This window comes from Azospira sp. I13 (assembly GCF_003112695.1).
Taxonomy (GTDB): domain Bacteria; phylum Pseudomonadota; class Gammaproteobacteria; order Burkholderiales; family Rhodocyclaceae; genus Azospira.
Genome location: NZ_BFBP01000004.1, coordinates 156,475 through 166,169, shown reverse-complemented (window position 1 = coordinate 166,169; position 9,695 = coordinate 156,475). Strand labels below are relative to the sequence as shown.

The window sequence follows — 9,695 nt, the reverse complement described above, 5'->3', positions numbered from 1 at the left end:
CATGACGATTCCTACTGAACAATTTCCTGTCCATCCTAGATAACTTGCAGGTATCGTTCAAACAGCTAAAACTTATCCGTACGGCCCTGGCCTACGGCCTCAACCGGGCCGTGGGGGAAAAGCACAGCGTGGCCTGCCCCTCGGCCCTGATCGGTGCTTCCAACTTCTTCGAACTGGCGGTGGCCGCCGCCATCAGCCTCTTCGGCTTTGAATCCGGCGCCGCCCTGGCCACCGTGGTGGGGGTGCTGATCGAGGTGCCGGTGATGCTGCTGGTGGTGCGGCTGGTAAATGCCTCCCGGGGCTGGTACGAGGCCCGCTAAGGCGATCCGAAATAATCAAAAACGACACAGGGAGCGCAGATGGACTGGATGGTGAGCGCATTGCAGGGCGGGCTGGACAGCCTGGCCTCCTACTTGGCGGCCCATGTGCTGCTCTGCCTGGTGCCGGCCTTCTTCATCGCCGGTGCCCTCTCGGCCCTGGTGCCCCAGCAATCCATCATCCGCTTTCTCGGCCCCGATGCCTCCAAGTGGATGTCCTACTCCGCCGCGGCCGGGGCCGGCAGCCTGCTGGCGGTGTGCTCCTGCACCATCCAGCCCCTTTTCGCCGGCATCTACAAGAAGGGCGCCGGCCTGGGGCCAGCCATCACCTTCCTTTTCTTCGCCCCAGCCGCCAACATCCTGGCCCTGGCCTATACCGGCGTGGCCCTGGGGGCCGACTTCGCCATCGCCCGCATCCTTCTGGCCCTGTGCTTTGGCGTGGGCATCGGCATGATCATGGCCCTGCTCTTCCGCCGTAGCGAAGCGGCCCGGATCGACCCGGCCGCCGCTGCCGCCTTCGCCGGTGACGGCGGCATTCCCAAAGCGGTGCTGTGGTTCCTCGGCACCCTGGTGGCTCTGCTCATCGCCGGCACCCTCAAGCTGGATTTCCTGCGGGCCGTGCTCTTCCGTACCGAATTGCCCTGGGCAGTAGCCCCGGCCATCCAGCAGGCCCTGGACCGCTGGGTGCCGATCAACGAAGCGGTGGGTGCTGAAGGTCTCAGCCTCCAGGGGGCCCTGCTGATTGCTTTACTGGCCGCCATCGGCGCCCTGGCCTGGCGCGGCCTGGGCAAGGTGGATGAGGGCTTCAACCGCCTGACCCCCTGGGCCCTGGGGCTCACCGCCCTGACCCTGGTCTTCGCCGCCCTGGGTGTCACGGTGGGTGCCGCCGGCCTCACCCTGGCCGTCACCGGCCGCAGTGTGGCGGTGGCCGCCCTCTGCGCCGCCCTGGTGCCCCAGGCCCGCCGCTTCGAGGCCTGGGACATGCAGCAGTGGCTATGGGAGACCTGGCGCTTCGTGCGGCAAATTTTCCCCCTGCTGGTGGTGGGGGTGTTCCTGGTGGGGGTGGTACGGGTCTTCATCCAGCCCGAGTGGATTCGCAGCGTGGCCGGGGAAAACAGTCTCACCGCCAACCTGGCCGGGGTGGTGTTCGGCGTCTTCATGTATTTCCCCACCCTGGTGGAAGTGCCCATCGCCAAGATGTTCCTTTCCCTCGGCATGCACCCCGGCCCCCTCATCGCCTACCTGATGGCGGACCCGGAGCTGTCCCTGCAGAGCATCCTCATCACCGCCGCCATCATCGGCAAGCTGCGGGCCTGGACCTATGTGGGGCTGGTGGCCCTGTTCTCCACCGTTTCCGGCCTGGTCTACGGGGCCTGGGTGGACGGCGCCTCCCTAGTGCTGTTGGCTGCTGCCGTGGCCCTTTTCGTCGGCCTGCTGGTGGCCACCCTGCAACTCATCGACCGGCGCGCTGCGCGCTGACACCGGAGAAACGCCATGCACATCAAAATCCTCGGCAGCGGCTGTGCCAAATGCAACCGCCTGGAACAACTGACCCGGGAAGCGGTGGCCGAACTGGGCTTGGAGGCTAGCTTCGAGCACGTGACGGAGATGGACCGCATCCTCGCCTACCCCATCATGACCACTCCGGCCCTGGTGGTGGATGAGCAGGTCAAGGTCTCGGGCCGCATCCCCAGCAAGGACGAACTACGGGCCTGGCTGCAGGGCTAATACAGACCTGATGCAGCGGTGTTAGCGGCCCATGGGGAGCAAGGCGGCCTCAACGCAGACCCCAACGCAGGCCCCAAGTCACCTTAAGGCAGCGCCAATCGCGCTCGGGGCTGGGGCTGCAAAACGCAGCCGCCTGCCCCCAGGACTCACAGGGCCGGGTTCGGGTAACGCTGATGCACCGCGTCGATATCGGCCAGGAGGGCCTGCCAGCGCTCCCCCGTGGGGCGCTGTTCCCAGGCGGCCAGGTTTTCATCCAGCTGAGCGAGGGAAGTGGCGCCGATGATGGTGCTGGTGACGCCGGGGCGGTTGTAGCAGAAGGCCAGGGCCAGCTGGGTCAGGCTGAGGCCGTGGCGGGTGGCCACTTCCTGATAGGCCGCCAGGGCGGCGGGCACATTGACCTTGACGTAACGCTGGGCAAAACCGGGGAACTGAGTGACCCGGCCCGGCGCCGCCGGATCGGCCAGGTACTTGCCGCTGAGATGGCCGAAAGCCAGGGGCGAATAGGCCAGCAGGGCCACCCGTTCGCGGAAGCACACTTCCGACAGGCCGCCGGTATCGTAGGCCCGGTTGAGCAGGTTGTAGGCGTTCTGGGTCGAGGCGATCACCGGCAGGCCGTGTTCCCGGGCCAGGCGCAGGCATTCCATGACGCCCCAGGGATGTTCGTTGGACACGCCTACCTGGCGGATCTTGCCTTCCTTCACCAGCACCGCCAGGGCTTCCAGGGTCTCCCGCAGGGGGGTATGGTCCCGCTCCTTTTCCGGCTCGAACTGCCATTGGCCGAACATGGGCTGGTTGCGGGCCGGCCAGTGCAGCTGGTAGAGATCCACATAGTCCGTCTGCAGACGGACCAGGGAGGCCTCCAGGGCGGCCCGCAGGTTGGCCAGGTCGAAGGCCAGGGGACCGCCGCGAATCCATTCCATGGCCCGGGCCGGGCCGGCGGCCTTGGTGGCGATGACCAGCTGGTCCCGGGGCTGGCCCTTCAGCCAGCTGCCGACGATGCGCTCGGTGGCGCCATAGGTTTCCGCCCGGGCCGGCACCGGGTACATCTCGGCGGTGTCGATGAAATTGACGCCGGCAGCCACGGCCCGGTCCAGCTGGGCGTGGCCTTCGGCCTCGCTGTTCTGCTGGCCGAAGGTCATGGTGCCAAGACAGACGGGGGAAACTTCAAGGGGGCTTTGGCCGAGGCGGCGACGTTCCATGGCGAATCTCCTTTGGCGGGGCGCCTATTCTACTGAATCCAGGGCGGCTCGCTGCGGCGCCAGTCCGACACCTCCCCCCTATTCCTGCCCCTACTCCCGCCGCGCCTTGACCCCCGAGGGCGCGATGCCCAGCAGGCGCTGGAAGGAGCGGCGCAGGCGCTCGCCGTCGCCAAAGCCGCAGCGCCGCGCCACTTCCTGCACCGACAGCCCGCCCGCCTCCAGCAGGCCCTGGGCGGCCTCCACCCGCAGTTGCTCCACGGCCCGGGCCGGGGTCAGGCCCGTTTCATCGGTGAAGCGGCGGGAAAAATGGCGCGGGCTCATGCAAGCCAGGGCCGCCAGGGCCTCCACCCCCAGATCGTCCGCCAGATGGCCGCGCACATGGTCCAGCAGGCCGGCAAAGCGGCTCCCGCCCGCCGCCATTTCCAGCAGGGCGGAATGCTGGGATTGGCCGCCGGGGCGACGGAAATACACCACCAGATGGCGCGCCACCTGGCGGGCACAGGCCTCCCCCCGGTCCGCCGCAATCAGGGCCAGGGCCAGGTCAATGCCGGCGCTGATGCCGGCTGCCGTCCAGAAGCGACCGTCCTGCACGTAGATGCGGTCCACCTCCAGGCGCACGCCGGGAAAGCGCCGGGCGAAGTCCTGGCTGCGCCGCCAGTGGGTGGTGGCCCGGCGCCCCGCCAACAGGCCGGCGGCGGCCAGGGCAAAGGCGCCGGAGCAGATGCTCGCCACCCGGCCGGCGGCAGCCGCCGCAGCCTGCACCCCGGCGACGAACCGGGGCTGCTCGATGGCCACCAGCACGCCGTTGCCGCCCACCACCAGGAGGGTGTCGTCCGGGCCCGGTGCCAGTTCATCCAGGGCTGCCACGTCGAAGGCGAGGCCGCTGGAACTGGCGACCCGCCCCGCTTCCAGGCCCCACAGGCGCCAGGCGTAGGCGCCGGGCTGAACTTCGTTGGCATGCTCAAAGGCGGAAACGGGACCCGCCAGATCGAGCAGCTGGAAGCCGGGATAGAGGAGGAAATGGAGTTGGCGGGTCATGGGCGCGCCTCTGGAAAAGGGCTGGGGATGAAAAGAGCAGGGCCAAGATCACAATATGGCACAAAACGTTGGAAACCTGTCATTTACGCCAGGCCACCCCCACCCGACAATGGGCTCGTCTTCTTTCCCCACGGAATTTCGCCATGAACGCCAATGTCACCCTGCTGGCACTGTGCCAGGGCCTGCTGATGACCAGCATCGGCCTCACCCTTTCCACCTCGGCCCTGGTGGGCAACGCCCTGGCGCCCCAGGCGGGCCTGGCCACCCTGCCTCTGGCGGGCCAGTACCTGGCCACCCTGCTGGCCCTCTTTCCCGCCGCCCGCCTCATGGCCCGCTATGGCCGGCGCCCCGTCTTCGTCGGCGGGGCGCTGCTGGGGCTGCTGGGGGTGGGATTGGCCGGCCTGGCCATCTGGCTGGGGAGCTTCGCCCTCTTTGCCGTGGCCGCCCTGCTCATCGGCGTGCATAACGGCACAGGCCAGTACTTCCGTTTCGCCGCCGCCGATGCGGTGACGCCGGCCCAGCGCAGCCAGGCCATTTCCCTGGTGCTGACCGGCGGTATCCTGGCGGCCTTCGCCGGCCCGGCCCTGGCCCGCTGGACCCGGGACAGCCTGGGACAACCTTTTCTCGCCAGCTTTCTCGCCCTCCTGGCGGTGACGGCCCTGGGCGCCTGGCTGGCCAGCCGCCTGCACATTGCCGCGCCGGCTGTCGCGCACCATGCCGAAGCGCCCCGGCCCCTGGCCCTGCTGTTGCGCCAGCCCCGGCTGCTGCTGGCCCTGGCCGGCGGCGTGGTGGGCTACGCCATCATGAACCTGCTGATGGCCGCCACACCCCTGGCCATGGCCAGCCAGCACTGCGATTTCGCGTCCACCGCCGGGGTTATCCAGTGGCATCTGGTGGCCATGTTCGCCCCTTCCCTCTTCGCCGGCCGGCTGGTGCAGCGCCTCGGCGCGCCGGGGGTGATGGGGCTGGGTGCCCTGCTCAACCTGGGGGCGGTGGCAGCGGGGCTGAGCGGCATGGCCGTGGCCCATTTCCAGACGGCCCTGGTGCTGCTCGGCGTCGGCTGGAACTTTCTCTACGTGGGGGCCACCAGCCTGCTCACGGAATGCTACCGGCCGGCGGAACAGGCCCGTATCCAGGCCCTCAACGACAGCCTGATCTTCATCGCGGTGACCCTCAGCACCCTGGCGGTGGCGCCCCTGCTGCAACACCTGGGCTGGGCTCGCCTCAACCTGCTGGCGGCATTGCCGGTGCTGTGCCTCTTGCTGGCTCTGCTGCCCGCCTTCGCCCTGCCCCGGCGCCTGCTGCGGCGACTCGGTGGTGCCCTGGGGTTCAGGTATGGAAGCGCAGGTTGAGTTCGTCCACCACTTCCGCCCAGTCCGCATCCTCGAGGATTTCCTCCCGCAGGAAGGCGGCCTGGGAGGGCGTCCAGAAGGGGGCCTCGGCCAGGGGCAGATGCTCCGGCAGGGGCCCGTGGGCTTCGATGAAGCGGCTGATGGAGAGCCCGTCCGCGGGCAGGCCGAGCTGGGCGAACAGGTTGCTCATGGTGGGCGTAGGGAAGTCCATGATTGACCTCTGGGGGATAATGACGGGAAGCTAAAGCTACACTTATCACTATAGAACCAGAAAGGCGCCCCGGAGTTCAGCTTGTGACGGCGCCACTCCCCTCACCCCTCCTGCCCCTGGCACTCCATGGAAATCCTCGTCGACATCATTCTCAAGGCCGGCCGCTCGGCCATTGAACTTGCCCTTTTCGTCCTGCTGCCGGTCATGGTGGTGATGCTCTCCCTGATGCGCCTACTGGAGGCCCGGGGCGTGGTGGACAAGGTGGTGGGCTGGCTGGCCCCCGCCCTCAAGCCCTTCGGCCTCACCGGCCTGGGGGTCTTCGCCGCCCTGCAGATCAACTTCGTCAGCTTCGCCGCCCCCATGGCCACCCTCACCATGATGGAACAGCGCGGCACCTCGGATCGCCACATCGCCGCCACCCTGGCCATGGTCTTCGCCATGTCCCAGGCCAATGCGGCCTTTCCCATGATGACCATGGGCCTCAATTTCGGCACCACCCTGACCTTCTCCATCCTCGGCGGAGTGGCGGCGGCGGCAGCCACCTATTACCTCTTCGGCCGAGGCCTGGCCGCCACCGAGGCACGCCTGGACGAAACCCTGCACCACCCGGTGGCGGAGGATGCCAAGGGCGTGCTGGACGTCATCAACCGAGCCGGGGCAGAAGCCTTCAAGATCGCCGTGGGGGCCATTCCCATGCTGGTGCTGTCCCTGGTGGCGGTGACCGCCCTCAAGCGTTTCGGCGCCATCGACCTGCTGACCCAGTGGCTTACTCCGCTGCTGGCCCTGGTCGCCATCGACCCGGTGCTGATCCTGCCCAGCCTGACCAAGATCCTGGCCGGCGGCACCGCCATGATGGGGGTGATGGACGACATGCGGCGCAGCGGCCAGGTCAGCGTGGAACTGCTCAACGCCAGCGCTGGCTGGCTGATCCACCCCTTCGACGTGCCCGGCGTGGCGGTGCTGATTTCCGCCGGCCGGCGGGTGGCGGCGGTGTGGAAGCCCGCCGCCCTGGGCGCCTGCGTCGGCATCGCCGCACGCAGCCTGGGCCATATCCTGGCGGCCTAGGCCACCGCCTTCCCGAATTCAGCTGATGTTCCCGCCCCAGTCCGCCAAGCCGGGGCAAGCGCCTCGGCTGCCCCAGCCACTTCAGCCACTTCAGCTATCTCAGGCCACCGGCAGGGCGGCGAGGAACATATCCGCCGGCATGGGCCGGCCAAACAAATAGCCCTGGAAGACGTGGCAGCCCCGCTCGGCCAGGAAGGCCCGCTGGGCTTCCGTTTCCACCCCTTCGGCCACCACCTGGAGGTTGAGGGTGCGGCTCATGGCGATGATGGCCTCAACGATGGCCGCATCCTCCGGATCGCTGCCGATATCCCGCACGAAGCTCTGGTCGATCTTGATCTGGTCCAGGGGCAGCTGGCGCAGGCAGGAAAGAGAGGAATAGCCGGTGCCGAAGTCGTCCATGGAAAAGCGGAAGCCCTTCTGGCGCAGGCTGGCCATGCGCGCCACGGTGCCCGGCAGGTCGTCCAGCACCACGCTTTCCGTCAGTTCCAGCTTGAGCAGACCGGGGGCCACGTCGTGGCGCTGCACCGCCTCCCATAGCTGGGCCTCGAAATCCACATTGCGGAACTGCCGCGGGCTGACGTTCACCGCCAGGCACAGCAGCCGGGTGCGGGGATCGTCCTGCCAAACCCGCAGCTGGGCGCAGGCGGTTTCCAGCACCCAGCGGCCGATCTGGGTGATGAGCCCGGTTTCCTCCGCCAGGGGGATGAATTCCGCCGGCGACACCGGCGGCCCATCCGGCGGCAGCCAGCGCAGCAGGGCTTCGGCCCCCACCACCTTGCCCCGGCCATCCAGCTGGGGCTGGTAGTGGAGGCTCAGCTCCTGGCCCTTGAGGGCCCGGCGCAGGCCGTCCTCCCGGGAGGCCCGCAGCTCGATGGCCTCCTGCAGGGCCGGCTGGTAGAAGCGCACGCTGTTGCGGCCGGCGCTCTTGGCCTGGTAAAGGGCCAGGTCGGCCTGGCGCAGCAGGGTTTCCGCCGGCACGTCGTAGCCCCGCAGCAAGGTCACGCCGAGACTGCAGGTGCCGTGGTACTCCCGGCCTTCCATGGCATAGCTGCCGTTGAGGGCGGCAAGGATGTTCTCGGCCACCGTCAGGGCCGCCGTGGCGGCGCCCTGTTCGTCCCGGTCCAGGTCTTCGAGAAGGATGATGAACTCGTCGCCCCCCAGGCGCGCCACCGTATCGCCCTCCCGCACGCCCAGGCGCAGACGCTGGGCCACCTGGATCAGCAGCTGGTCGCCGACGGCGTGGCCCCGGCTGTCGTTGAGGGTCTTGAAGTGGTCCAGGTCCAACATGATGAGGGCGCCGAAGCCGCCGTTGCGGGCGCTGGCGGCGATGGCGTGCTGCAGGCGGTCGTTGAGCAGGCGCCGGTTGTCCAGGCCGGTCAGGGGATCGTAGAAAGCCAGGGCATGGATGCGCTCCTCAGCTGCCTTGCGCTCGGTGATGTCCTGCACGTTGCCGAACCAGCGCACCGGGCGGCCACCGACTTCCAACTCCACCTGGGCCACCATGCGCACCCAGCGCTGGGCGCCGTCGGCAGCCCGGCGGATGGGGTATTCCCAATCCACGTCACCCGCCCGGCCGCGCAGTTCCTCCAGCAGCTTGCGGTAGCGTTCCTGGTGGTCGGGCCGGATGCAGGCCAGCCAGGCCTCGATGGATTGCAGGGGGTGGGCATGGAGGCCGAAAACTTCGTCGAACACTTCGGAAGTCTCGAACTCGCCGCTCACCGGGTTGAGGATGAAATAGCCGAGGGAGGCCAGGTGCTGGGACTGCAACAGTAGCTCCTGGCTTTTCACCAGCCGGGCCTCGCTCTCGCGCCGCTCCGCATCCAGGCTCTGCAATTGGGCCTGGGTATCCCGCAGGCGGCCCATGATGCTGTCTTCAAGGCCCGCCGGCACCGGGACAGGGCAGGCGAAGTCACCGCTGCCAATGGCGGCGATGCGGGCCTGCACCTCATCCACCGTGCCGCCGAGGATGCGGTGCAGCAGGCCATAGGTGTGCCAAAGCACAGCCACCAGGGCCAGCCCGAGAACGACGAAGAGCCAGCGGAAGCCCAGGGAACGCTGGGCCGCCGTCTGCACCGCGGCTTCGGTGCGGCTTTCCACCTCCTCCAGGAACTGGTCGATGGGCCCCATGATGCCGGCCTTGGCCCGGGCATAGGCATCGTCGTAGAGCATGTTGCGGGCCTGGGCCCGCACCGTCTCGCTATTCCCCTCGGGGCCGGCCACCAGGGCCATGGCCTGGCGCTCGGTGTGGGTCAGGGTGTCGGAGTTTTCCTTGGCCTGGGCGAGAAAGGCCAGCTCGGCCTCGGTAAAGCCCTCCTGACGCATCTGCTCCAGCAGGGAGGTGGCCTGGCCGGGGGGCGAATGGGCCGGGGAATGCTGGCCGGCGGTGACGAAATCCCAATAGACGCGGCCCAGGTCCGCCGGCCGCGCCTTGCGCCCGTCGCGGATGTCGAGGATATCCCGGTAATAGGTCTGGAAGGCCGGGTCCCCCGTCACCACGTAGGCCCGCACCATGCGGGTCAGGTCGTCGGAGGACTGGCGCAGCTCCGCCGCCAGGAGGCGGGAGCGGTAGCGCTGCTCGTGGGCCCGGTCGATCTCCTTCTCCGACCACACGTAGATGCTGAAAAATACCGCCAGCAGCCCGAGCAACAGGAAAGACAGCCAAAGCCCCCCGGAGAAGCCACGCAGGCTCAGGCGGTAACGCCATAGCATGGGTTTTACCAACTCGTTTCCCCTCTCTGCCCGGGTGGTGTGCTTATGATTTTAGTAATAAGGCCAATACCTTCGG

General features: G+C 68.2%; 8 protein-coding genes and 1 pseudogene. 5 read left to right on the top strand and 4 right to left on the bottom strand.

Annotated features, from left to right (window positions below; genetic code table 11):
• Positions 1-86: 86 nt before the first annotated feature.
• The 3 genes and pseudogenes from AZSI13_RS05465 to AZSI13_RS05455 all read left to right on the top strand — a co-directional run.
• Positions 87-320: pseudogene (locus AZSI13_RS05465) on the top strand (arsenic resistance protein); the annotation flags it as partial.
• A gap of 39 nt (positions 321-359) precedes the next feature.
• Positions 360-1,796 (top strand): permease, encoded by a 1,437-nt coding sequence (locus AZSI13_RS05460; RefSeq protein WP_109040169.1) that lies wholly within the window; start codon positions 360-362, stop codon positions 1,794-1,796.
• A 15-nt stretch (positions 1,797-1,811) separates the two neighbouring features.
• Positions 1,812-2,045 carry a thioredoxin family protein gene (locus tag AZSI13_RS05455; protein WP_109040168.1) on the top strand — a complete coding sequence of 78 codons (234 nt, stop codon included), beginning with the start codon at positions 1,812-1,814 and terminating at the stop codon, positions 2,043-2,045.
• Positions 2,046-2,191: 146 nt separating this feature from the next.
• On the opposite strand, the gene AZSI13_RS05450 is transcribed toward AZSI13_RS05455, so the two are convergent.
• Both AZSI13_RS05450 and AZSI13_RS05445 read right to left on the bottom strand, forming a co-directional pair.
• Positions 2,192-3,244, bottom strand: coding sequence for an aldo/keto reductase (locus AZSI13_RS05450; protein ID WP_109040167.1), 1,053 nt, complete (start codon positions 3,242-3,244; stop codon positions 2,192-2,194).
• Positions 3,245-3,334: 90 nt separating this feature from the next.
• On the bottom strand, positions 3,335-4,282 hold the full coding sequence (locus tag AZSI13_RS05445) for a GlxA family transcriptional regulator (RefSeq protein WP_109040166.1): 948 nt from the start codon (positions 4,280-4,282) through the stop codon (positions 3,335-3,337).
• Positions 4,283-4,425: 143 nt separating this feature from the next.
• Between AZSI13_RS05445 and AZSI13_RS05440 the strand changes: the two genes are divergently transcribed.
• A complete protein-coding gene (locus AZSI13_RS05440) occupies positions 4,426-5,634 on the top strand; it encodes an MFS transporter (protein WP_109040165.1) in 1,209 nt (402 codons plus the stop codon).
• Here the strand turns inward: AZSI13_RS05440 and AZSI13_RS05435 are convergent.
• Positions 5,612-5,845: a DUF2789 domain-containing protein gene (locus AZSI13_RS05435; protein ID WP_109040164.1), complete on the bottom strand. Its 234-nt coding sequence runs from the start codon at positions 5,843-5,845 to the stop codon at positions 5,612-5,614. The two genes, AZSI13_RS05440 and AZSI13_RS05435, sit on opposite strands and share 23 nt — an antisense overlap.
• A gap of 126 nt (positions 5,846-5,971) precedes the next feature.
• Here AZSI13_RS05435 and AZSI13_RS05430 point away from each other — a divergent pair, with 126 nt between their 5' ends.
• Positions 5,972-6,910 (top strand): nucleoside recognition domain-containing protein, encoded by a 939-nt coding sequence (locus AZSI13_RS05430; RefSeq protein ID WP_109040163.1) that lies wholly within the window; start codon positions 5,972-5,974, stop codon positions 6,908-6,910.
• A 99-nt stretch (positions 6,911-7,009) separates the two neighbouring features.
• Here AZSI13_RS05430 and AZSI13_RS05425 read toward each other — a convergent pair whose 3' ends face one another.
• Complete coding sequence (locus AZSI13_RS05425) at positions 7,010-9,619, bottom strand: bifunctional diguanylate cyclase/phosphodiesterase (RefSeq protein WP_109040162.1); 2,610 nt, start codon at positions 9,617-9,619, stop codon at positions 7,010-7,012.
• Positions 9,620-9,695 lie beyond the last annotated feature (76 nt).

What these genes read in the sequence shown, in the direction of transcription:
- AZSI13_RS05445 (WP_109040166.1), bottom strand. Translation starts at nt 4,282, where the DNA reads ATGACCCGCCAACTCCATTTCCTCCTCTATCCCGGCTTCCAGCTGCTC.
- AZSI13_RS05435 (WP_109040164.1), bottom strand. Translation starts at nt 5,845, where the DNA reads ATGGACTTCCCTACGCCCACCATGAGCAACCTGTTCGCCCAGCTCGGC.
- AZSI13_RS05430 (WP_109040163.1), top strand. Translation starts at nt 5,972, where the DNA reads ATGGAAATCCTCGTCGACATCATTCTCAAGGCCGGCCGCTCGGCCATT.
- AZSI13_RS05450 (WP_109040167.1), bottom strand. Translation starts at nt 3,244, where the DNA reads ATGGAACGTCGCCGCCTCGGCCAAAGCCCCCTTGAAGTTTCCCCCGTC.
- AZSI13_RS05460 (WP_109040169.1), top strand. Translation starts at nt 360, where the DNA reads ATGGACTGGATGGTGAGCGCATTGCAGGGCGGGCTGGACAGCCTGGCC.
- AZSI13_RS05440 (WP_109040165.1), top strand. Translation starts at nt 4,426, where the DNA reads ATGAACGCCAATGTCACCCTGCTGGCACTGTGCCAGGGCCTGCTGATG.
- AZSI13_RS05425 (WP_109040162.1), bottom strand. Translation starts at nt 9,619, where the DNA reads ATGCTATGGCGTTACCGCCTGAGCCTGCGTGGCTTCTCCGGGGGGCTT.
- AZSI13_RS05455 (WP_109040168.1), top strand. Translation starts at nt 1,812, where the DNA reads ATGCACATCAAAATCCTCGGCAGCGGCTGTGCCAAATGCAACCGCCTG.